At 32.6% G+C, this 22,227-nt stretch carries 21 protein-coding genes; 7 read left to right on the plus strand and 14 right to left on the minus strand.

What is annotated here, in order from left to right:
- Window positions 1–33: 33 nt before the first annotated feature.
- Together QLS71_RS05275 and QLS71_RS05280 are read left to right on the plus strand one after the other, a co-directional pair.
- Window positions 34–1,014: an acyl transferase gene (locus tag QLS71_RS05275; RefSeq protein WP_308991428.1), complete on the plus strand. Its 981-nt coding sequence runs from the start codon at window positions 34–36 to the stop codon at window positions 1,012–1,014.
- Window positions 1,015–1,306: 292 nt separating this feature from the next.
- A complete protein-coding gene (locus QLS71_RS05280) occupies window positions 1,307–1,510 on the plus strand; it encodes a hypothetical protein (protein WP_308991429.1) in 204 nt (67 codons plus the stop codon).
- Between the two features lie 121 nt (window positions 1,511–1,631).
- Here the strand turns inward: QLS71_RS05280 and tyrS are convergent, their stop codons facing one another.
- A complete protein-coding gene (tyrS, locus tag QLS71_RS05285) occupies window positions 1,632–2,927 on the minus strand; it encodes a tyrosine--tRNA ligase (RefSeq protein WP_308991430.1) in 1,296 nt (431 codons plus the stop codon).
- A 65-nt stretch (window positions 2,928–2,992) separates the two neighbouring features.
- On the opposite strand from tyrS, the gene QLS71_RS05290 reads away from it, so the two are divergent.
- Window positions 2,993–4,075 carry an NAD-dependent epimerase/dehydratase family protein gene (locus QLS71_RS05290; protein WP_308991431.1) on the plus strand — a complete coding sequence of 361 codons (1,083 nt, stop codon included), beginning with the start codon at window positions 2,993–2,995 and terminating at the stop codon, window positions 4,073–4,075.
- Here the strand turns inward: QLS71_RS05290 and QLS71_RS05295 are convergent.
- From QLS71_RS05295 to QLS71_RS05305, 3 genes are read right to left on the minus strand one after another with little or no spacing between them, the layout of a single operon-like run.
- Window positions 4,035–4,568 (minus strand): DUF4296 domain-containing protein, encoded by a 534-nt coding sequence (locus tag QLS71_RS05295; protein ID WP_308991432.1) that lies wholly within the window; start codon window positions 4,566–4,568, stop codon window positions 4,035–4,037. The two genes, QLS71_RS05290 and QLS71_RS05295, sit on opposite strands and share 41 nt — an antisense overlap.
- The gene (locus QLS71_RS05300; protein ID WP_308991433.1) at window positions 4,565–5,914 is read right to left on the minus strand and encodes a dihydroorotase; all 1,350 of its coding nucleotides are present in this window, start codon (window positions 5,912–5,914) and stop codon (window positions 4,565–4,567) included. Before QLS71_RS05300 ends, QLS71_RS05295 begins: the two co-directional genes overlap by 4 nt.
- 20 nt (window positions 5,915–5,934) lie before the next feature.
- On the minus strand, window positions 5,935–6,657 hold the full coding sequence (locus QLS71_RS05305; protein WP_308991434.1) for a polyprenol monophosphomannose synthase: 723 nt from the start codon (window positions 6,655–6,657) through the stop codon (window positions 5,935–5,937).
- A gap of 159 nt (window positions 6,658–6,816) precedes the next feature.
- On the opposite strand from QLS71_RS05305, the gene QLS71_RS05310 reads away from it, so the two are divergent.
- Together QLS71_RS05310 and QLS71_RS05315 are read left to right on the plus strand one after the other, a co-directional pair.
- Complete coding sequence (locus tag QLS71_RS05310; RefSeq protein ID WP_308991632.1) at window positions 6,817–7,425, plus strand: DUF4271 domain-containing protein; 609 nt, start codon at window positions 6,817–6,819, stop codon at window positions 7,423–7,425.
- A 20-nt stretch (window positions 7,426–7,445) separates the two neighbouring features.
- Complete coding sequence (locus tag QLS71_RS05315; protein WP_308991435.1) at window positions 7,446–8,195, plus strand: uroporphyrinogen-III synthase; 750 nt, start codon at window positions 7,446–7,448, stop codon at window positions 8,193–8,195.
- 63 nt (window positions 8,196–8,258) lie between these two features.
- Here QLS71_RS05315 and pckA read toward each other — a convergent pair whose 3' ends face one another.
- The 3 genes from pckA to QLS71_RS05330 form a co-directional block, all read right to left on the minus strand.
- Window positions 8,259–9,875: a phosphoenolpyruvate carboxykinase (ATP) gene (gene pckA / locus QLS71_RS05320; protein WP_308991436.1), complete on the minus strand. Its 1,617-nt coding sequence runs from the start codon at window positions 9,873–9,875 to the stop codon at window positions 8,259–8,261.
- A gap of 61 nt (window positions 9,876–9,936) precedes the next feature.
- Complete coding sequence (locus tag QLS71_RS05325; protein ID WP_308991437.1) at window positions 9,937–10,323, minus strand: DUF423 domain-containing protein; 387 nt, start codon at window positions 10,321–10,323, stop codon at window positions 9,937–9,939.
- 189 nt (window positions 10,324–10,512) lie between these two features.
- Window positions 10,513–12,054: a glycine--tRNA ligase gene (locus QLS71_RS05330; RefSeq protein ID WP_308991438.1), complete on the minus strand. Its 1,542-nt coding sequence runs from the start codon at window positions 12,052–12,054 to the stop codon at window positions 10,513–10,515.
- A 188-nt stretch (window positions 12,055–12,242) separates the two neighbouring features.
- Between QLS71_RS05330 and QLS71_RS05335 the strand changes: the two genes are divergently transcribed.
- Together QLS71_RS05335 and QLS71_RS05340 are read left to right on the plus strand one after the other, a co-directional pair.
- Window positions 12,243–12,920, plus strand: coding sequence for a phosphoribosyltransferase family protein (locus QLS71_RS05335; protein WP_308991439.1), 678 nt, complete (start codon window positions 12,243–12,245; stop codon window positions 12,918–12,920).
- Window positions 12,921–12,977: 57 nt separating this feature from the next.
- On the plus strand, window positions 12,978–14,591 hold the full coding sequence (locus QLS71_RS05340; protein ID WP_308991440.1) for an Ig-like domain-containing protein: 1,614 nt from the start codon (window positions 12,978–12,980) through the stop codon (window positions 14,589–14,591).
- On the opposite strand, the gene QLS71_RS05345 is transcribed toward QLS71_RS05340, so the two are convergent.
- The 7 genes from QLS71_RS05345 to ald all read right to left on the minus strand — a co-directional run bounded on the left by QLS71_RS05345 (window position 14,578) and on the right by ald (window position 21,770).
- Window positions 14,578–15,357, minus strand: a complete 780-nt coding sequence (locus tag QLS71_RS05345; protein ID WP_308991441.1) for an amidohydrolase — start codon at window positions 15,355–15,357, stop codon at window positions 14,578–14,580. The genes QLS71_RS05340 and QLS71_RS05345 overlap by 14 nt on opposite strands.
- Window positions 15,358–15,377: 20 nt before the next feature.
- Window positions 15,378–15,845 (minus strand): hypothetical protein, encoded by a 468-nt coding sequence (locus QLS71_RS05350; RefSeq protein ID WP_308991442.1) that lies wholly within the window; start codon window positions 15,843–15,845, stop codon window positions 15,378–15,380.
- Between the two features lie 136 nt (window positions 15,846–15,981).
- On the minus strand, window positions 15,982–17,127 hold the full coding sequence (locus QLS71_RS05355; RefSeq protein WP_308991443.1) for a methionine aminotransferase: 1,146 nt from the start codon (window positions 17,125–17,127) through the stop codon (window positions 15,982–15,984).
- A 47-nt stretch (window positions 17,128–17,174) separates the two neighbouring features.
- Window positions 17,175–18,947, minus strand: a complete 1,773-nt coding sequence (locus tag QLS71_RS05360) for a DNA mismatch repair protein MutS (protein WP_308991444.1) — start codon at window positions 18,945–18,947, stop codon at window positions 17,175–17,177.
- A gap of 75 nt (window positions 18,948–19,022) precedes the next feature.
- Window positions 19,023–19,727 (minus strand): Bax inhibitor-1 family protein, encoded by a 705-nt coding sequence (locus QLS71_RS05365; protein WP_308991445.1) that lies wholly within the window; start codon window positions 19,725–19,727, stop codon window positions 19,023–19,025.
- 101 nt (window positions 19,728–19,828) lie between these two features.
- Complete coding sequence (locus QLS71_RS05370; RefSeq protein ID WP_308991446.1) at window positions 19,829–20,527, minus strand: zinc metallopeptidase; 699 nt, start codon at window positions 20,525–20,527, stop codon at window positions 19,829–19,831.
- Window positions 20,528–20,669: 142 nt separating this feature from the next.
- The gene (gene ald / locus QLS71_RS05375) at window positions 20,670–21,770 is read right to left on the minus strand and encodes an alanine dehydrogenase (RefSeq protein ID WP_308991447.1); all 1,101 of its coding nucleotides are present in this window, start codon (window positions 21,768–21,770) and stop codon (window positions 20,670–20,672) included.
- Between the last annotated feature and the right edge of the window lie 457 nt (window positions 21,771–22,227).

The raw sequence follows: 22,227 nt of genomic DNA on the forward strand, positions 1-22,227 counted from the left end.
GTAGCGCTTTTTTATTTTATCTACTTTTGTCATATGATAAATACGGATGCTATTTTTAATATACAATCGGAAACCCAATTTAATGAATTGGCATTAAAAATTTTTAAATATCAATTTGAAAACAATCGTGTTTACAGATCATTTTGCGATTTATTATACAAACACCCCAGCGATGTAAAAACCATGCAAGAGATTCCGTTTTTACCAATTCAATTTTTCAAAACACATGATATTGTAAGTTCAACCGAACCTATTCAAAGCACTTTTACCAGTTCTGGAACTACAGGAAGCATTACAAGTAAACATTTGGTTACTAATTTAGAAATCTATAAAGAAAGCTTCAATAAAGGATTTCAAAAATTCTATAGTAACATTGAAGATTATATAGTTTTAGCATTACTACCATCTTACCTAGAGCGTGAGGGATCTTCTTTAATATACATGGTTGATGCTTTAATTAAACAATCTAAGCATTCAGGAAGCGGGTTTTATTTAAATAATATTTCAGAATTAAAAGACAAATTAATACGTTTAGATTCTGAAGGAAAAAAAGTACTATTAATAGGTGTTTCTTTTGCTTTGTTAGATTTAGTTGAAACACATCAGTTCAACTTAAAACATACTATTGTAATGGAAACTGGCGGTATGAAGGGACGTAGAAAAGAATTGATTCGTGAAGAATTACACCTCCAATTAAAACAAGGTTTTGGCGTAACATCTATTCATAGTGAATATGGCATGACCGAGTTACTAAGTCAAGCCTACTCTAAAGGCAATGGTGTTTTTAACACTCCAAACTGGATGCGTATTTTAACCCGAGATACCGAGGACGCTCTAAGCATTCAACCCAAAGGTAAAGCAGGTGGTATTAATGTGATTGATTTAGCTAATATTAATTCTTGCTCCTTTATTGCTACTCAAGATTTGGGTAAGGTTTATGAAAATGGTTCTTTTGAAATTATTGGACGTTTTGATGATTCTGATATACGTGGTTGTAACCTTATGGTGCTATAAGTTACAAACTGCTTTCCAACTTATTGTAAAACCAACTTTATGAAAAGTCTAATCCCTTTACCTAATCCCTTTATATTTACTTTACGCCATTATAAGCTTCTCACAAATTATTGATTACAACATAAATAAAGGATTTGCAGTAGATGGTTACGATGTGGTTGCTTATTCTAACAATCAAGCAATGGAAGGCAACAATATTTCATTACAAAATTTGATGGTGTAAACTACAAATTCGTTTCTAAAGAAAATTTAAATTTACTTAAGAAGACCCTTCAAAAATATTTACCTCAATATGGAGGCTATTGTGCTTATGCCAGGTACAAAAAGAGACAAAGTAGGTATAAACCCTGAAACTTTTGAAATAAATGATGGCAAACTCTACTTGTTTTATAATCCTTGGGGAACAAACACCTTCAAATTATGGAAAAACGAAAGCCCTGAAATATTAAAACAAAAAGCAGATAAAAATTGGGAACAAATAAAATTTAAAAAATAATTTATTTATAATGTAAGTTTTAAAATTGAAATACGACTATTTATAAACTATGAAAAAGAAATATTAAAGTTTTTGGTTGGTTATTTTAAAGCCTGAGCTCTCGCTCAGGCTTTAATGTTTTTTATACAATTCTTAAAATAAAATAATTCTTTTTACCACGTTGTAACAATACAAATTTATTATTAATTAAGTCTGTTGAAGTAATTACATAATCGTCTTTTACTTTTTCTTTATTTACCGATATAGAGTTTTCCTTTAAAGCACGACGCGCTTCACCATTCGATTTTAAAAACCCTCCTTTTTCAGCTAAAGCAGCAATAATATCTAATCCAGATTCTATATCTGCAAGGGCTATTTCAGTTAAAGGCACGCCATCAAAAACATCTAAAAATGTTTTCTCATTCAATTGTTTTAAATCATCACCTGTCGAGTTTCCAAAAAGTATTTCACTTGCTTTAATGGCATTTTCTAATTCTTCTTTAGAATGTACCATCGTAGTTATTTCTTCTGCCAAACGCTTTTGTAAAACACGCAAATGTGGTGCTTCATTATGTTCTTTAATTAAACTTTCTATGTCTTCACGGGTTAGAAAAGTGAAAATTTTAATATATTTTTCAGCATCAACATCGCTTGTATTTAACCAATATTGATAAAATTTATAAGGCGAGGTTCTTTCGGTATCTAACCAAATATTTCCCCCCTCAGTTTTACCAAATTTAGTACCATCTGCTTTTGTGATTAATGGCCATGTTAAGGCATATCCCTTTCCTGCATCTACACGACGTATTAACTCGGTACCTGTAGTGATGTTCCCCCACTGGTCACTTCCTCCCATTTGTAATGTACATTGCTTATTTCGATACAAATGCAAAAAATCATAGCCCTGTACTAATTGATAGGTAAACTCTGTAAAACTCATTCCTACTGCAGACTCTGAAGACAAACGTTTTTTAACCGAATCTTTAGCCATCATATAATTTACCGTAATATGCTTACCAACATCGCGAATAAACTCTAAAAACGAAAAGTTTTTCATCCAATCGTAATTATTCACAATAATAGCAGCATTTTCAGCATCACTATCAAAATCTAAAAAGCGTGATAATTGTTCCTTAAGCGCATCTTGATTATGTCTTAATGTTTTTTCGTCAAGCAAATTACGCTCAGACGATTTTCCTGATGGATCTCCAATCATTCCTGTTGCACCTCCAACAAGGGCTACGGGCTTATGTCCTGCCAATTGGAAATGTTTAAGTCCCATAACACCAACTAAATGGCCAATATGCAATGAGTCGGCTGTTGGATCAATACCTACATATGCCAAACGCATAGCTTCCATCAAGTGTTCTTCGGTTCCTGGCATGCTATCCTGTATCATACCGCGCCACGTTAATTCTTCTACAAAATTCTTTTTCATTTTTTTCAATTTTCACAAAACTAGGGCAAAGATAAAAATCAATGTATAATTCTTTGGTTTTAAAGATGAAAGTTTTAATGTTTAGAAGAAACGCTAAGCAAAAACCATTGACAAGACTAAATATTTACTATTTTAGTCGTATGATTTTAGTAACAGGAAGTACTGGTTTAGTCGGTTCGCATTTGCTTTACAGTCTAGTAAGTAATAACGAAAAAGTGCGGGCTATTTACAGAAGTAAACGCAAGCTAGATCAAGTTAAAAATGTTTTTGCTACTTATACAAGTGACTACACAACGCTTTTTGAATCTATTGAATGGGTACAAGCCGATATTTTAGATATTCCTGCATTAACTGAGGCGTTTAATGGTGTAACTTATGTATATCATTGTGCTGCTTTTGTATCTTTTGAACCCGACAAATACCATCTTTTAAGAAAAACAAATATTGAAGGTACCGCCAATATTATCAACTTTTGTATTTCAAATAATATAAAAAAACTTTGTCATGTTAGTTCGATTGCTACATTAGGAAAAACTCTTAATAATAATCCTATTACTGAAGAAACCGTTTGGAATCCAGAAGACGATAACAACGTGTATGCTATTACCAAATATGGTGCAGAAATGGAGGTTTGGCGCGGTACACAAGAAGGCTTAAACGCTGTAATTATAAATCCAGGCGTTATTTTAGGTGCTGGCATTTGGAGTTTTGGCTCTGGTAGTTTGTTCAAAAAAGCGCATAAAGGTTTAAATTATTATACCTCTGGTACTATTGGACTTATTGCTGTTAAAGATGTAGTAACGGTCATGATTCGTTTAATGAAAAGTAATATTATAAATGAACGCTTCGTGTTAGTTGCAGAAAATTGGACTTACAAACACTTTTTGCAAACTTTAGCACTCTCGGTAAAAGCAACACCACCAAAGAAACTAGCAGGTTCATTTTTGTTAAGTTTAGGTTGGAGGTTAGATTGGTTAAATCACCAATTAACTGGAAAAAGGAGACAATTAACAAAACAACTTACAACTTCTTTAATGTCTGAAACAAATCATAACAGCCAGAAACTTAAAACCGCTTTAAATTTCAATTTTAAAGATATAAAAGAAACTATTTTCGAGATCGGCGATTCTTATGTGAAACAGGATTAATTAAAACACCCTCTTCTTCTTTAATTTTCTTCTTCAATAAATCTTCAGTTAAAGTATCCTTTTTTATGCTTATATCAAGCGAATCTTTCACTTTCAATGCATTAATGGAATCTTCTACTCTTTTTTTCTGTTTTTCTTCTTCTTCTAATTTCCTTTCGTTTAAAACTGTTTTTAGCTTTTCTAAACTGTCTGAAATGGTATTATAGATTTCTTCGTAATCTTTTATATGGTAGGCATAATATGAATTACTTAAAGCAAATTGCAAGCTATCTATACCGTATTTTTCAAAAACGTAGCTATCAAACTCAATTCCCCGCTCTTGCATTTTTTGTTTATAGGCATGTGTAGCCGACCCCATTAATCTGGCATCAATTAAAATGTTTACCATCATTTTTTTGGAAATCAAATTATTTGGTTTTTTGGGACCACCAAAATTATTACATGCTACAACAAGTAAAACAAAGCTTAAATAGGGTATAAAACGTTTTATCATGATCTGTTAAAGGTTAATCTTTTAGCAGCTTTCACATCAATAAATTTAGAATTTTGATATACCAAACTACCATTTACAAAAGTATGTGTAATTCGTGATCGAAATGTAGTCCCTTCAAATGGAGACCAGCCACATTTGTATAAAATATTATCTTTATTTACTGTCCATGGATTATTTAAATCTACTAAAACTAAATCGGCAAAATAACCTTCTTTTATATAACCTCGTTTTTCAACCTGAAATAAAATAGCTGGGTTATGGCACATCTTTTCTACTATTTTTTCTATTGAAATTTTACCTTTATGATGCATTTCTAACATAGCAGGCAAAGCGTGTTGTACCAAAGGTCCTCCAGAAGGCGCCTTAGTATAAACGTTACTTTTCTCTTCTAAAGTATGTGGCGCATGGTCTGTTGCAATAACATCAATCCGATCATCTAGCAAGGCTTCCCATAATTTCTCCCTGTCTTCTTCTGTCTTTACTGCCGGATTCCATTTAATTAGTGTTCCCTTTTTATCATAATCTTTATCGGAAAACCATAAATGATGAATACAAACCTCAGCTGTAATTTTTTTATCTTTTAAAGGAATTTTATTGCTAAATAATTTTGTTTCCTTTCCTGTTGAAAGATGAAACACATGTAATCTTGCCCCTGTTTTTTCGGCTAATTTAATAGCTTTTGAAGATGATAAATAGCAAGCTTCTTGACTTCTAATTAGAGGATGGTATTTTATAGGAATATCATCTCCGAACTTATCTAAATACTCTTCAAAATTCTTTTTTATAGTAGCTTCATCTTCGCAATGCACAGAAATAAGCAACTTAGTACTTTTAAAAATTTTCTCCAGTACAGCTGTATCATCAACCAACATATTTCCTGTTGAAGATCCTAAAAATAATTTTAACCCTGCAACGTTATGAGCATCTACTTTTAAAATTTCTTCTAAATTATCATTTGTTCCGCCAAACATAAACGAATAGTTTGCTGATGATGTTTTAGATGCTATATCAAATTTTTCTTCTAATTTGTCAATAGTTGTAGTTTGCGGATAGGTATTAGGCATTTCAATAAACGAAGTAATACCACCAGCAATAGCTGCTTTACTTTCTGATTCAATAGTTGCTTTTTGTGTTAACCCTGGCTCTCTGAAATGTACTTGATCATCAATAGCACCAGGTAACAAATATTTCCCTTCTGCATCAATAACATGTACATCGGAAGATTTAGCACTTATTGAGTCGCTAACTTCTTTAATATACTCTCCTTCAATTAATATATCGCCATTAAAAATAGCCCCATCATTAACAATATGAGCATTTTTAATAAGTATGATTTTTGGTTTCATTTGTTTATTTTTTTATCTATTTACTTCTTAAATAGACTTTTTATTTTCATTGAAATAACTCCAAAAATAGCTTCAGATATTATTCCTGAACTTAATTTTGACTCTCCTAATGTTCTATCTGTAAAAATTACAGGCACTTCTGTTATTTCAAACCCTTTTAAATAAGCTTTAAATTTCATTTCTATTTGAAAGGCATAACCAATAAACTTAATAGTGTCTAAATTTATCGTTTCTAATACTTTACGTTTATAACAAACAAAACCAGCCGTTGTATCGTGTATCCTCATACCCGTAATAATACGCACATAACGCGATGCAAAATACGACATAAGTACGCGACTCATAGGCCAGTTAACCACATTAACGCCCGTTACATAACGCGAACCTATAGCTAAATCGGCTTCTTGTACATGACACGCATGATGTAATTTTATTAAATCGTTTGGGTCATGTGAAAAATCGGCATCCATTTCAAAAATATATTGATAACTTTTTTTTAAGCACCATTTAAATCCATGAATATAAGCTGTTCCCAACCCAGATTTTAATTTTCTAACTTCTAAATACAACCTGTCTGGAAACTCTTTTTGGAGTTCCCTTACTTTTAAACTCGTTAAATCTGGCGAGTTATCATCAACTACAAGAACATGTATAGCATCCGACTGAGAAAATACCGCTTTTATTATAGCTTCAATATTTTCTATTTCATTGTATGTGGGAATGATAACAACCGTATCAGTCATTCTTTAATTTTAATGAAAATGGGTTAATTTTTGCAAATGTACATTATTAACAGTTTATTTATTTTAAATATTCCTTAATAATTAAATCATCTTCTAATATATTTATAATAATTTTACAGTATGCTTAGGGAAACAATATCAAACGATTTTTTTACTATCATGCTTGTGGTGGGGCTTATACTTATTGCTAGCGCTAAATTAACAGCTCCTAGACGGTTTAATGATTTTATTTCTGTAATAGGAAACTCGAAGTATCTAAAAATTTATTCACGAGAGCAAAAGTTTTTTGACAAATTTGATGCTTTATTGTTCACAAATCTTATCATTTCTCTGTCTCTTTTTTGTTTTATTTCCTTTAAATTTTTCACAAGTTCAAATACCATATCATCAGATATCATGTTTAAAACTTCTTTTGGTATTAGCATGTTTATTTTAATAAAAGTGTTTATTGAACGTCTAATTGGAAGTCTTTTTGAAATTGATACTATGATAGACCAATATCTTTTTCAAAAAATAAGTTACAAAAATTATTTAGGACTCGTACTCATACCCATCAACGCCTTATTGTTGTTTAGTTTTAAGCCTACATTAACCTTTTTTTACATAATTGTTTTTTTATTGCTTGTGGTGGTCTTAATCGGCCTATTTACTTCTTTCAAAGCCCATCAAACTTTAATAAAATACAACTTTTTTTATTTTATTTTATATCTTTGCGCACTTGAAATTGCACCGTGTATCATTTTGTACAAAGTAATCATTTCAAAATAGAAGAATTAACTACTGCGCCTATGAAAGTGAAAACCATTTTAGTATCTCAACCAGAACCTAAAATAGAGAACTCGCCTTATTTCGATTTAATAGAAAAACAAAAAGTAAAAATAGATTTTAGGCCTTTCATTCACGTTGAAGGAGTTTCTGCAAAAGAAATTAGACAACAAAAAGTTGACCTGAATAATTATACTGCTATCATTTTAACTAGTAGAAATGCTATAGACCACTTTTTTAGAGTTGCCGAAGAAATGCGATTTAAAGTACCCGACACCATGAAATATTTTTGTCAGTCTGAAGCAGTTGCTTTTTATCTTCAAAAATATGTGGTGTACAGAAAACGTAAAATTTATGTTGGAAAACGCAGCTTTTCGGAATTATCACCTTTAATTAAGAAATATAAAGAAGAAAAGTTCTTACTCCCTAACACCGATAAAGTGAAGGATGAAGTGCCAGATACTTTGAATGCTTTGGGTGTAGATTGGAAACAAGCTACTTTTTACAAAACTGTTATTAGCGACCTTTCAGATTTAGCTAATGTTTCTTATGATATATTAGTGTTTTTCAGTCCTTCTGGTATTGATTCATTATTTCATAATTTCCCAGATTTCAAACAAAACGAAACACGTATAGCTGTATTTGGAGATACTACAATAAAAGCTGTTGAGGAAAGAGGATTGCGTGTAGATGTTGCTGCACCAACCCCAGAAACACCTTCTATGACTATGGCCTTAGAAAAATATATTGAAAAGATAAATAAAGCAAAATAAAAAATATATAAGCTTATAAGAAAGGGATGATTTATTTTAAATCATCCCTTTCTATTTTTAATATTAAAATGCATAGCGTTGTGGGCCACCACGTCTAATTTCTTCACTAGCAAAAGATTCAAATTTTTTGAAATTTTCACGAAATGCATTGGTTAATTTAAAAGCTGTAGTATAATATGCTTCATCATCGTTCCACGTCGCTCTTGGGCTTAACACACTTGTTGGAACACCTGGGCATTCCCTAGGTTGCGCTACCCCAAACACAGAATGTATGTGATAATCATCGTAGTTATACAAGCCTAAATCGCCGTTTAAAACGGCATTAATCATGGCTCGGGTATATTTTAGTTTCATACGTGTTCCAACACCATAAGAACCTCCTGTCCAACCTGTATTTACTAACCACACATTAACACCAGAATCTTTCATTTTCTTACTTAGCATTTCTGCATATTTTGTGGGGTGTAAAGGCATAAAAGGCGCGCCAAAACAAGCTGAAAAATTAGGGGTTGGTTCTAAAACACCTGCCTCCGTTCCTGCTACTTTAGCTGTATAACCCGATATAAAATGGTAAGCAGCCTGATTTGGCGTCAATTTAGAAATGGGAGGCAATACACCAAAAGCATCGGCCGTTAAAAAGAAAATATTTTTTGGATTTTCCCCAATAGAAGGTACTTGGATATTATCAATATGAGTAAGTGGGTAACTAACCCTTGTATTTTGTGTAATAGAAGTATCTTCAAACTTTACAGCACCATTTTCATCTAAAATTACATTTTCAAGAATCGCTCCTTTTTTTATGGCGTCATAAATTTCAGGCTCGCTATCTCTTGAAAGATTAATAACTTTAGCATAACAGCCACCTTCAAAATTAAACACGGTATTTTCTGCCGTCCAACCATGTTCGTCGTCCCCAATTAAGCTTCTATTGGGATCGGTAGAAAGGGTAGTTTTTCCTGTACCCGATAATCCGAAAAAAATAGCCGTATCACCTCCTTTCCCTACATTAGCACTGCAATGCATTGGCAATGTATTTTTATATACTGGAAGAATAAAATTTAATGCAGAAAAAATACCTTTTTTAATTTCTCCAGTATAACCAGTACCTCCAATAAGCGCTATTTTTTTTGTAAAGTTTAAAATAGCAAAGTTATGCTGTCGCGTGCCATCCACTTCAGGATTAGCCATAAACCCAGGAGCATTAACTACAGTCCATTCTGATTCAAAATTTTTTAATTCCGCATCTGTGGGTCGTAAAAACATATTATAAGCAAACTGATTACTCCAAGGATATTCATTAATAACTCTAATATTCAATTTGTAATCATCATCGGCACACGCATAACAATCTCTAACAAAAATCTCCTTATTAGATAAATAGTCCGCTACTTTATCATATAAAGCATCAAACTTGGCTGCATCAAATGGTATGTTGATGTTTCCCCACCACACCTTGTCTTTCGTAATAGCATCTTCTACAATAAATCGGTCTTTTGGAGAACGCCCTGTAAATTCACCTGTATTAACCGCAAGAGCTCCAGAAGAAGCTTCAACAGCTTGACCTTTTTCTATCGCAATGTCATGAAGTTGTTCAGGGGCTAATTGATACTTAATTTTAGCATTTTTTATTCCATATTTTTCCAACGAAATTGTCTTTGAAATCTGGTTATAGTTTGTCATAATAGTAATTAAAATTATGTATTACGCAAAATTAATATATTATTTTTATATTTTTCTTATTTTAATGTTTAATTTTTAAGAAATTAACAAAAAGTATTACCCATGACATTATCAAAAGCAAACCCCCTATAGGTGTAATAAAACCAATTATTTTAAAATCAAAAGCTGTTAAAGCATTTGTTGCTAAGCCATAAATGGACCCAGAAAATAACAAAACACCTATTAAGGTTAAATAATAAATTCTCTTTTTATTTTTTTGTCTAATAAGCACTGTACTGCCTACAAACAATAATAAAATAGCATGGTACATTTGGTAGCGAACCCCAGTCTCAAAGGTTTGTTGTGCTTCTATAGAAATTAATTCTTTTAAACCATGTGCACCAAAGGCGCCTAAAATAATACCTATGATCCCTAAAATGGAAGCTGTAACTAATATTGCTTTGTTCATATGAATGTGTTGTTTATATACTAAATTGCTTATGATTTGAATTAATTTCTGCGTAATTACTTTATAAATATGCTTTTCCAAAGATTTTGATGAATGGTTCTGCAAAATCTGGTTAAGCATCACAATAACAAAAAACCCAAGCGTAGGCTTGGGTTTTTGATAAATGATATTTCTACTTTCGCCAGAATATTACATTTTCATTAACCAAGTACGCACATCAACTTCTTGCTTAATAATATTTCTTAAATCTTCAATTTTCACACGTTCTTGTTCCATAGAATCTCTATGACGAATAGTAACGGTGTTATTTTCTAAAGTATCATGATCTACAGTAATACAAAATGGTGTACCATTGGCATCTTGCCTTCTGTAACGGCGTCCTACAGCATCTTTTTCATCATAGTCTACATTGAAATCCCATTTTAAATCGTCTACAATTTGTTTTGCGATTTCTGGCAAACCATCTTTCTTAACCAATGGCAACACTGCTGCTTTAATAGGAGCCAAAACTGCTGGCAGTTTTAAAACGGTTCGTGTGGTATTATTTTCAAGCTCTTCTTCAACTAATGAATTAGAAAAAACAGCTAAAAACATACGATCTAAACCTATAGATGTTTCTAAAACATATGGTGTATAGCTTGCATTTGCTTCATGATCAAAATACTGTAATTTTTTACCTGAGAATTTTTCATGTTGCGATAAATCGAAATCGGTGCGCGAGTGAATACCTTCTAGTTCTTTAAACCCGAACGGGAATTTAAATTCGATATCGGTGGCTGCATCGGCATAATGTGCTAATTTTTCATGGTCGTGAAAACGGTAATTTTCGGTTCCCAAACCTAAACTTAAATGCCATTTCATTCGGGCTTCTTTCCAATGCTCAAACCATTCTTTTTGAGTGCCTGGTTTGATAAAAAACTGCATTTCCATTTGTTCAAACTCACGCATTCTAAAAATAAATTGTCTTGCAACAATTTCGTTTCTAAAAGCTTTACCTGTTTGTGCTATTCCGAAAGGAATTTTTAAACGTCCTGTTTTTTGAACATTTAAAAAGTTTACAAAAATACCTTGAGCCGTTTCAGGACGTAAGTATAAATCCATTGCACTTTCGGCAGAAGCCCCTAATTTAGTACCAAACATTAAGTTAAACTGCTTAACATCGGTCCAGTTTCTGCTCCCAGTTAATGGGTCGGCAATTTCTAACTCTTCGATGAGTGCTTTAACGTCAGCCAAATCTTCGTTTTCTAAAGATTTTGCCATACGCGAAAGCGTGGTCTTTATTTTTTCTTGGTATTCTACAACACGGGTATTGGTTGTAAGAAATTCTTCTTTATTAAAAGCATCACCAAAACGTTTCGCTGCTTTATCGACTTCTTTATCAATTTTTGCTTCAATTTTAGCACAATAGTCTTCAATTAAAACATCGGCTCTATAACGCTTTTTCGAATCTTTGTTATCAATTAAAGGGTCGTTAAATGCATCAACGTGTCCTGAGGCTTTCCAAGTAGTTGGATGCATAAATATTGCAGCATCAATACCTACAATATTATCGTTCATCTGCACCATGGCTTTCCACCAGTAGTCACGTATGTTCTTCTTTAATTCTGCACCATTTTGTGCGTAGTCGTAAACTGCACTTAATCCATCGTAGATTTCACTACTTTGAAACACGTAACCATACTCCTTTGCATGAGAGATTACTTTTTTAAATTGATCGTCGTTATTTGCCATAGTGCAAAAATAAAAAACCGTACCAAACTAAATGCCTTCTTTGTTAAAAATTAAGTGTGAATTTGCTTATTTTTAAATGCGTTAGGGATTGAAGCAATTGTTTGAGCTCTTTTTGCGACGGAAGAAGCAAAAAAGCGAGTGCGTAAAGCCCGACCCTTGTGGTAACGCCAAAAATTATTATTGATTTTATGCTTAAACCCATAATTGATTTGTTATTCCCAAAAGTATGCTACGCATGCCTGAACTTACTAAATGATAATGAAGATACTATTTGCGTAAACTGCCGACATGATTTACCTGTAACTAATTTTCATTTAGATAATGATGACACCGTTAAAAAAGTGCTTTATGGACGTGCAAATATTGAAAACGCCACCGCACTTTTTAGATTTGAGAAAAAAGGGCTCGTACAGCAGCTTATTCATGGATTGAAATACAAAGGTTATGAAACTATTGGTTATTCTCTAGGAAATTGGCTCGGTGGCGAGTTAAAAACCCTTGATAATTATAAAACGGTAGATGTGGTGATACCTGTGCCTTTACACAAAAAGAAGCTTATTAAGCGAGGTTATAATCAAGTTGAAAAATTTGGACAACAAATTGCTGAAGCTTTAGAAGTTGATTATAAAGACGATATTCTTATAAAAGTAACCAACACCAGCTCGCAAACTATTAAAAACAGATTATCTCGCTGGAACGATACTAATGAATTATTCGCTATAAAAAACTTAGATGCCATTGAAAACAAACACATTCTTTTAGTTGATGATATTATAACTACAGGTGCAACTTTAGAGGCTTGTATAAACGTGTTAAACAACGCAAAAAACATAAAAATAAGTATTGCCACCATAGCAATAGCCTAAAGAGTTAACCGTTATATCTTTAAAATTATGTAGGTTTGTAAAAAATTAAAATTGGTGATGAACAAAACCCTTTCAAGTTTTATTTTATTGATTTTTTTAGGCCTTGTTTTTGTAAACTGTGCCAACAGAGGAACACCTGATGGTGGACCAAAAGATGAAATGCCTCCTAAAATTGTAGAAGAACTTCCAAAGAATTATAATACTAATTTTAAAGGCAAGATTATTAAAATTTATTTTGATGAGTATGTTAAAATTAAAGACATACAAAAACAACTCATTATTTCTCCTCCAATGACTTACCCTCCAGAAATTACGCCGCTTGGAGGTGCTAGCAAATACATTACTATTAAAATTTTTGATACGCTACAACCTAATACCACCTATGCGTTTAATTTTGGAAACAGTATTACGGATAATAATGAAGGCAACCCCTATCCGTACTACCGATATGTGTTTTCCACGGGGAGTTATATCGATTCACTAAGTGTAAAAGGGACTATTGTTGATGCTTTAAAAAGACAACCCGAAACATTTGTAAATGTGGCACTTTACGAAGTAGATTCAACATTTACCGATTCTATTATTTATAAAAACCCACCTAAATACATTACCAATACACTCGATAGTGTCACTACATTTTCTATTGAAAACATTAAAGCTGGCAAGTATATGCTCATGGCTTTAAAAGATGGAAATGCCGACAATAAGTTTCAACAAAAAACCGATCAAATAGCCTATTACAAAAGCTTTATTACTGTACCCACCGATACTCTTTACACACTTAAGTTATTTAAGGAAGAACTCGATTTTAAAGCAGTACGACCGGCTTTGGTAGCGACCCAAAAAATAGCTATTGGCTATGAAGGTGATTATAGTAAAATGAAAATTAATGTAAAGTCTGAAACACCTCCCGATTTTGAACACCGCATTACTAAAGATGAAAAAACAGACACCCTTTACTACTGGTATAAACCCAAATTTGAAGCCGATTCTCTTATTTTAAACGTTTCTCATGCCAATTTTAATTTTGATAAAGACTATACTGTAAAAATTAGAAAACAAAAAAAAGATTCGCTAACTATTAAAACCATTTCATCTGGAGTTATAGGTCTAGAACAACCGTTTAAAATTCGCGGAAGCATTCCTTTTGTTAGTTTTGACACCTCCAAAGTTAATCTTATTGATAAAGACTCAACAAAAGTTAGTTTCGCTACTGAATTTGATTCTATTAACAATACTTACGCTTTCAACTTTAAGAAAACAGAAGCGAATAGTTATAAAATGCTTGTACTACCAGAAGCTTTTACTGATTTTTTTGATAACAAAAGTGATACTCTAAAATTTAATTTAAGCACGGGAAAAGCATCGGATTTTGGTTTTGTCCGTTTTACCCTAGTTAATGCAAACTACCCACTTATTGTACAATTAACTAATGAAAAAGGCGATGTAAGAGCTGAAAAATACACTACAAAACCAGAAACTATCGACTTCTTAAATTTACAACCAAGTACTTATTATATTAGAGTGATTCATGATGCTAACGGCAATGGCATATACGACACGGGTAGTTATCTTAAAAAAATACAAGCTGAACGGGTTAGTCACTTTAAAGAAATAGAAGTCCGTGCTGATTGGGGTTATCCAGAAACCCTTGAGTTTACTTCAGAGTAAACTTGTCTTTATCATCCAAAAACTTAAGTTTATTTCGATAAAAATTAATGTGATTCCGGTCTAAAGTAACCACCTCCACCTGCTCTCTATTTGGTTTTATGGTGGTTATGGCATTACCCAACACATCATAAACAGCCGAGTTACCTGAGTATTCATTTTGTTCTTCATCCAGTCCCACCCTATTTACACCAATAGTATAGCATATATTTTCAATGGCTCGTGCTTTTAGTAAAGTATCCCATGCTAAAACCCTAGGCTTGGGCCAATTAGCAACATATAACAGTGCGTCGTAATTTTCTACATTTCTCGCCCAAACAGGAAAGCGTAAATCGTAACAAATCAAAGGACAAATTTTCCAACCTTTATAGTTTATAATTATTTTTTCGATACCTGCTGAATATACCTTATCTTCACCTGCAAGCGTGAAGGTGTGTCTTTTATCATAAGTAGTAATGGCACCCGATGGTTCTACAAAAATCAGACGATTATAATATGCATTGTCTTCAGAAATAATAAGACTCCCAACCATTGCAGCACCTACTTTTGATGCTTGTTTTTGCATCCAAGCTACAGTTTTACCATCCATGGTTTCAGCAACTGTTTCGGCATTCATTGTAAAACCTGTTGTAAACATTTCAGGCAACACAATAACATCTACTTCTTTTAAAATATTATCAATTTTCTCTGAAAAATTTTTACGGTTTTGTTTAGGGTTTTCCCAAACCAGATCCGATTGTATTAAGGCTACTTTTAGTTGGTCTTGCATATATCGATTAAAGGTTGGAGCTAAAGTTTTCTTTTTGTTTTATCAACATCATCTTTTAAATTTTGTATTTTTTTCAACCATTTGGTTTCATCATTAGGCGATAATTTACCTTTCTTTTTTAACTTTTCGAACTTCGCTACGGCATCTTCATAATCTTCACTAACATCTTCAAATTTAGACCGTACTTTTTCTTTAGCTTTTAATTCTTTTTCAGCTTTTTTCTGTTTCTTTTCAGCTTTTTTTTGCTCTTTTTCGGCTTTTTTTAAGGCTTTACTAGCTTCCATTCGTTCTTCATCTAAGGCCTTTTGCTTATTAAAAGCTTCCCATACACCTTTTTGGTCCTTAACCGAAAGCGTTGTGGTTACATCTGCTTTATCTAGTAAGATCGTTTTTCCTTTAATTTTGTAAGTTATTCCATTAAAACTGACTTCTTGAGCTTGGGCGCTTACAACTAAGCCTAAATATAATAATACTGTTAATAATTTCATTTGCTTTTTTATTTGTTTTTTAATGGAACTTTGTTAGAATCGTTCTTGAAATAGAATATTTATTTTGAATGTTTCATACTTTTGCACTTAAAACATTGTATTAGTCTAGATTTTTAAATGCACAAAAAGGTACGCATTAAATTTTACTTAATATCTCTGCTGCTTGTTTTAAAGTGTCATCTGTTTTTGCAAAACAAAAGCGAAGTACTTTATTATCTAAATTATCGCTATTGAAAACTGACAAAGGGATGGAAGCTACACCATATTCCATAGTTAACAGCTTCGCAAAATCAACATCGTATTCTTGGGTTATTTCAGAATAATCTAACACCTGAAAATACGTACCTGTTGATGGCGTAAATTTAAACCTCGAATCTTTGATTAAATGTAGAAATAAATTCCGTTTCTTTTGATAAAAATCTGATAATTCTAAATAATGTTTTGGTTCCTGCATATAATCTGCAATGCCCTTTTGAGTGGGATGGTGAATGCAAAACACATTAAACTGATGCACCTTAATAAACTCCTGTATCAATTCCTTTGGTGCACAACAATAACCAATGCGCCAACCTGTGTTATGAAAGGTTTTACAAAAAGAACCAACAACAAAAGTTCGCGACTTTAAATCGGGAAACAAACACGCACTTTGATGGGATTCGCCATCATAAATCATGTGCTCGTAAACCTCGTCACTTAACACAATAATATTGGTGTTTCTGGTTAAATTTTCCAACTGAAGCATATCGTTTTTTGAAAAAACGGAGCCTGTTGGATTGTGAGGCGAATTGATAATAATCATTTTAGTTCGACTATTAATCTTCTCCTTCACTTCTTGCCAATTCACTTTAAAATTAAGAGCTGCATACAGTTGAATGGCCACTACTTTTCCACCATTTAATTCTACATTTGGTTCGTAACTATCATACGCTGGTTTAAAAATAATAACTTCATCATGCTGGTTTATAAAGGTTGAAATAATGGTAAAAATAGCCTGAGTTGCACCGGCAGTAACGGCTATTTCATTTTCAGGATGGTAAGCTATAGCATGAAGTAACTCGTATTTTTTAGCAATGGCTTTACGAAGTTCTAAATTGCCAAGCATCGGCGCATATTGGTTGTAACCGGAATTCATCGCCTTAGAAACTAAATCGATTAGCTTTTGATCACTTTTAAAATTAGGAAAACCCTGAGATAAATTAATAGCATTGTGTTTAGTAGCCAAACTACTCATTACTGAAAAAATGGTAGTCCCTACGTTCGGTAGTTTCGATTGGTGTTGCATTTATCTTGGTTTTCAGGTTTTGATATTGGGTTTTAGGTGCTTCTAAACTATACAATATTCATCTTCTTTAATAAAAAAGAAGCATTCATATTTTTACAAATGCCTTGTTTCAATTTGTAATCAAAATAAAGCTCATCATTAATAATTTCAGCATCAAAATAATAGTTTTTCACATCGTCTAATTCCTTTTCAATTTCGCACAAACTTAAATCGTGTGTGGCAATAATACCTGTAGCATTTGAAGCCACTAGTTTTTCGACAAACTTTCTAGAACCAATAGCTTTATCGGTACTGTTAGTACCTTTTAAAATTTCATCTAAAATGATAAAATAAGGTTCTTCAATAATAGCATCAACAATATATTTTAAACGTATTAATTCTGAAAAGAAATACGAACTATCATCGGTCAATGAGTCGGTAGTACGCATGCTCGTTATAAGCTTTACTGGCGAATAACTACTGGATTTAGCACAAACCGGCAAACCTACATTTGCCATCACAATATGCAAAGACACCGTTCTTAAAAATGTACTTTTCCCTGCCATATTTGCACCTGTAACTATAAAAAACTGCTCGTTTTCTATAATTAAATCACTATCAACGCGCTTATTTTTATTTAATAATGGATGCCCTAAACCTTCCGCTTTTATAACCGCTCCTTTTTCTTCGATTGCTGGAAACACAAAATCTGGATGATTAAATACAAAATTTCCTAAAGAATTATAAGCATCAAAAAAGGACACCACTTCAAACCAATCGGCAACTTTATTAGCATGTTGTACTATCCATCGCTCTATATGGTAACTATTTTTTATATCCGACAGAAAAAAACCATTTCCAAAGATGGCACCTATAAGATTGTTTCGATTGTCTAAGGCATCTAAGGTTTTAGATAGGTCTTTAAAAATTACAGAAGCTTTTTTTCCTTCTTCCTGAATTTGCTGTTGTTTTTGTTTTAATAATTCAGAAGAAAACGATTCTCTTTCAATCAAATCTAAAAGAGATGCATATTGGCGAAATGTTTCTTTAACCTTATCGGTGTTTGAAGATAACAGGTTTATTTTTTTTACATACATACCCGAAATACCTAAACCGATAAGTAACCAATAACCAATAAAACTAGGATTTATAACACCGAAAAAACCTAATCCGAAAATGAGAACTGAAATAATTGAAAAGGCTAAAGGAAGCCTTTTTGTCGCTTTAGGCAAGAATATCTGATACTTCTGCAACCAATTTATAATTTGGTTTGCCGGTGTTTCAATAGTTACTAAACTAGATGTTGCCGAATAATGTTGACGCCATTGTGGTTTTTCATCCAACTCTTTAATAGCCTCTTGTCTTAAAACAATACCTTCAATATGATTTGCTTTTAAAGCATCGGCTAATTTTTGTGCTCCTTCTTTTGTTGTCGATCTATTTATAAATTGAAAAAAAGATCCTCTTCCAAATAAATCGATATCTAAGCTATAAAAATGATTAGGGTCTTGAAATTGCAACCCCGCATCTCTATGATGAAAATCGCCCGAAGCTATTTTTATTTCATCTTGATTGATAACTGCTAAGGCCTCATTAAACTGTTTTTTTGCTTTCACATCATTGTATTTTGACAATAAATACAAGAAAATAACAATACCAATAATGCCTATAAGTACTGCTAGTTGCCAATTTTCAAACAAAAGATAAATACCAAATCCCGTTATTGCAAAAACCAACATACGATAAATACTTAAAGCCGTCATCTTTTTATATAGACGATGGGCTTCTGTTTTGTAAATTTCTAAATGCTTTTGATAATATGCTAACGGATTATTCATCATTAATTTTATTGAAAAAGTAAAGAAACAAAAAAGCCCTGAAATTTATCAGAGCTTTTAGTTTATATTATGTAGTTTTTAGTCTCTAGACATAAAAATACTAAGCACATACCAAAACAGCAACATTAATGAGGCAAATAAGCCCAATGCTGCTGGAATATATTGATCGTCTGAATATTTATTTACCAAATTTGAGGTTTGATATAAGATAGCTCCCGCAGCTAGTACACACATACCAACCGAAAACCAAAGTCCTAAATTAAAACCAAATAATGTACCTGCTAGAATTAACCCAATGGCAATAAAAAAGCCAACGGTTAAACCCGCTTTTAAAAAAGAAAAATCTTTTTTAGTTACAAAAACGATGGCTGATAATCCTGTAAATAACGCCAAAGTTACTATCGCTGCTTGATTTAAAATTTCTGGACCAGATTCCATATAAAAAGCTGCAATGTAAATAAGCGGAACAAAAATGAACGCTTCAGCAAGAATATAAACACCAAACGCCAGATACTGTTTGTTTTTATCTGGTGTTTTTAAGGTCATTCTTTCAGCATAATTGGTTATAAACATAAAACCACCGAGCATAATTAACCAACGCCAGCCATCAATCATCGATAATGCGAAATTCACAATCATTTCGCTTTGAAGCAAAAGATATTCAAAAAGAATAAATACCAACACGCCACCCGCTACATGCGAATAGGTTTTTTTATAAAAAGCAACCTTATCAACTTCAGACAGTTCGCTTACCATTAATTTGTTTTCAACTAAATTTTCCATAAATAATACTCTGGTTAAGATTTGTAAATTAAAGATATAAAAAAGAACCGAATTCTCACACAAAAGTTAAGAATTCGGTTCTTTTATTATTTTATTTAAAATTAATCTCTAGAGCCTCCAAATACTTGAAGCGCCCAATATACTAAAGAGGCTAATGCGCCAATTGCAGCAACTAAATAGGTTCTCGCTGCCCATTTTAGTGCATCTTCAGAACCTGCATATTCTTGTTGAGACACCATGTTTTTATTTTTCAACCAAGCTAACGCACGGTTACTCGCATCGTACTCTACTGGCAATGTTATAAAACTAAATAAAGTTGCAAACCCCATCATAACCAAACCTGCGATAGCTACATAATAGCCAATTCCAAGACCTGCAGCAGCACCTAACATCAAGCCACCAATTACAACCCATTGAGACATTCCTGAAGTTACACTAACAACAGGTACCAATGCCGAACGCATTTTTAACCATTCGTAGGCTTGCGCATGTTGTACGGCATGCCCACATTCGTGAGCAGCTACAGCAGCAGCAGCAGCGTTACGCTGGTTATAAACTGATTCACTTAAATTTACTGTTTTATTTTTTGGGTTGTAATGGTCGGTTAATTGCCCAGGTGTTGAAATAACCTCAACATCGGTAATACCGTGGTCAGCCAACATTTTTTCAGCAATTTCGGCACCACTCATACCATTGCGTAATTGTACTTTAGAATATTTTTCAAACTTTTTCTTCAACGTTCTACTCACTAACCAACTTACAAGTGCTATGGCTCCTAATAATATATAATATCCAATCATTATTTTAAATTTTAATTTCGAAATAAATATAACAAAAATAACGCCAAATTATTATGAATGATATTCTGTCAGTAAAAAAACTTTAAACTAAAAAACCCCTAGAGAATCTCTTGGGGTTTAAGTACTTGATATCTTATTATTTTTATACGTCTGCAAACTCTAAATCAAATGCTTCGGCTATTTCTTTATAAACAATATCTCCTTTTACAATATTTAATCCTTTGGCTAGAGACGGACTATTTTCACAAGCTTTTTCCCAACCTTGATTTGCCAGTTTCACAACATAAGGCAACGTGACATTCGTTAACGCCATGGTAGATGTATAAGGCACAGCACCAGGCATATTAGCCACACTGTAATGCACCACTTCATCAATAATATAAGTGGGATCTTGGTGTGTGGTTGGTCTAGTGGTTTCAAAACAGCCACCTTGGTCTACCGCCACATCAACCATTACAGTTCCAGGGCGCATGTCTTTAAGCATATCTCTTGTAATTAATTTAGGTGCCTTAGCGCCCTTTATAAGTACACCTCCAATAATTAAATCGGAATCTTTAATATGTTTTCTTATGTTATATTCACTTGAAAATTCACTAACAACGTTATTCGGCATCGAATCACTCACATAACGTAGGGCTTTCATATTAATATCTAAAATATGTACGCTCGCTCCTAAACCTGATGCCATTTTTGCGGCTTGATACCCTACAACACCAGCACCTAAAATTAATACTTTAGCTGGAGGCACTCCCGGAACCCCACCAAGTAAAATACCGCGTCCCATAATAGGTTTTTCAAGATATTTGGCGCCTTGTTGCACAGACATTCTGCCTGCTACTTCAGACATGGGGATTAAAAGCGGCAATGTACCATCAGCATCTTCAACGGTTTCGTATGCAATACAAATTGATTTACTTTTTATCATAGCATTTGTAAGCACTTCACTAGAAGCAAAATGAAAATAAGTAAAAACGATTTGATCTGGTTTTATTAAACTGTATTCGTGTTCAATAGGTTCTTTCACCTTTACAATCATTTCAGCAATAGCGTAAACATCTTCAATAGTTTCAAGAATGGTTGCACCAGCACCAGTATAATCTTCGTCTAAAAAACCACTATTAAATCCAGCATTTTTTTGAACATATACTGTATGATTTCTTTTAGTAAGTTCGAATACTCCAGAGGGTGTCATCCCTACTCTGTTTTCATTGTTTTTAATTTCTATTGGAACACCAATTTTCATAGTATGATATTTTAAGTTAGTCAAAAACCTATGCAATATTAAAACAATAGATTGAAAAAAAGTTTAAAAACACCATTTTTGATAAATAATTTTCATCAAATTTAACTTATTTTTAGGAATTAAATAAAACATATGGATTTAATAGGAAATAACAAGCACTTATAAAAAAAGAATATTTATAAAAAACAAAGTCTTATTCTAACTACTTTTTGTCGTACTTAATTTTTAAAATATACCAAAAAAAGCTGACAAAACAGATGTTGCATTAGCTAAAATCATAGACAGACTTTCTTTACAAACGGCATAAACCAACCATAAAAAACACCAATGAAAAACATGAGCAACATGAGTAAAGACACGCTCGAAATATTTTTAGTTTTTCATGTTTTATAAACTTAAAGTAAAAAGACTGCAGCGGTTAAAATGGCGGCTGGAAAACTAATAATTTCGGTATAAT

The organism is Mariniflexile litorale, from assembly GCF_031128465.2.
Lineage (GTDB): Bacteria > Bacteroidota > Bacteroidia > Flavobacteriales > Flavobacteriaceae > Mariniflexile > Mariniflexile litorale.

Excerpts from the sequence above, each read along its gene's own strand:
- QLS71_RS05275 (WP_308991428.1), top strand. The coding sequence starts at position 34 with ATGATAAATACGGATGCTATTTTTAATATACAATCGGAAACCCAATTT.
- QLS71_RS05280 (WP_308991429.1), top strand. The coding sequence starts at position 1,307 with ATGGAGGCTATTGTGCTTATGCCAGGTACAAAAAGAGACAAAGTAGGT.
- tyrS (WP_308991430.1), bottom strand. The coding sequence starts at position 2,927 with ATGAAAAAGAATTTTGTAGAAGAATTAACGTGGCGCGGTATGATACAG.
- QLS71_RS05290 (WP_308991431.1), top strand. The coding sequence starts at position 2,993 with ATGAAAGTTTTAATGTTTAGAAGAAACGCTAAGCAAAAACCATTGACA.
- QLS71_RS05295 (WP_308991432.1), bottom strand. The coding sequence starts at position 4,568 with ATGATAAAACGTTTTATACCCTATTTAAGCTTTGTTTTACTTGTTGTA.
- QLS71_RS05300 (WP_308991433.1), bottom strand. The coding sequence starts at position 5,914 with ATGAAACCAAAAATCATACTTATTAAAAATGCTCATATTGTTAATGAT.
- QLS71_RS05305 (WP_308991434.1), bottom strand. The coding sequence starts at position 6,657 with ATGACTGATACGGTTGTTATCATTCCCACATACAATGAAATAGAAAAT.
- QLS71_RS05310 (WP_308991632.1), top strand. The coding sequence starts at position 6,817 with ATGCTTGTGGTGGGGCTTATACTTATTGCTAGCGCTAAATTAACAGCT.
- QLS71_RS05315 (WP_308991435.1), top strand. The coding sequence starts at position 7,446 with ATGAAAGTGAAAACCATTTTAGTATCTCAACCAGAACCTAAAATAGAG.
- pckA (WP_308991436.1), bottom strand. The coding sequence starts at position 9,875 with ATGACAAACTATAACCAGATTTCAAAGACAATTTCGTTGGAAAAATAT.
- QLS71_RS05325 (WP_308991437.1), bottom strand. The coding sequence starts at position 10,323 with ATGAACAAAGCAATATTAGTTACAGCTTCCATTTTAGGGATCATAGGT.
- QLS71_RS05330 (WP_308991438.1), bottom strand. The coding sequence starts at position 12,054 with ATGGCAAATAACGACGATCAATTTAAAAAAGTAATCTCTCATGCAAAG.
- QLS71_RS05335 (WP_308991439.1), top strand. The coding sequence starts at position 12,243 with ATGCTTAAACCCATAATTGATTTGTTATTCCCAAAAGTATGCTACGCA.
- QLS71_RS05340 (WP_308991440.1), top strand. The coding sequence starts at position 12,978 with ATGAACAAAACCCTTTCAAGTTTTATTTTATTGATTTTTTTAGGCCTT.
- QLS71_RS05345 (WP_308991441.1), bottom strand. The coding sequence starts at position 15,357 with ATGCAAGACCAACTAAAAGTAGCCTTAATACAATCGGATCTGGTTTGG.
- QLS71_RS05350 (WP_308991442.1), bottom strand. The coding sequence starts at position 15,845 with ATGAAATTATTAACAGTATTATTATATTTAGGCTTAGTTGTAAGCGCC.
- QLS71_RS05355 (WP_308991443.1), bottom strand. The coding sequence starts at position 17,127 with ATGCAACACCAATCGAAACTACCGAACGTAGGGACTACCATTTTTTCA.
- QLS71_RS05360 (WP_308991444.1), bottom strand. The coding sequence starts at position 18,947 with ATGATGAATAATCCGTTAGCATATTATCAAAAGCATTTAGAAATTTAC.
- QLS71_RS05365 (WP_308991445.1), bottom strand. The coding sequence starts at position 19,727 with ATGGAAAATTTAGTTGAAAACAAATTAATGGTAAGCGAACTGTCTGAA.
- QLS71_RS05370 (WP_308991446.1), bottom strand. The coding sequence starts at position 20,527 with ATGATTGGATATTATATATTATTAGGAGCCATAGCACTTGTAAGTTGG.
- ald (WP_308991447.1), bottom strand. The coding sequence starts at position 21,770 with ATGAAAATTGGTGTTCCAATAGAAATTAAAAACAATGAAAACAGAGTA.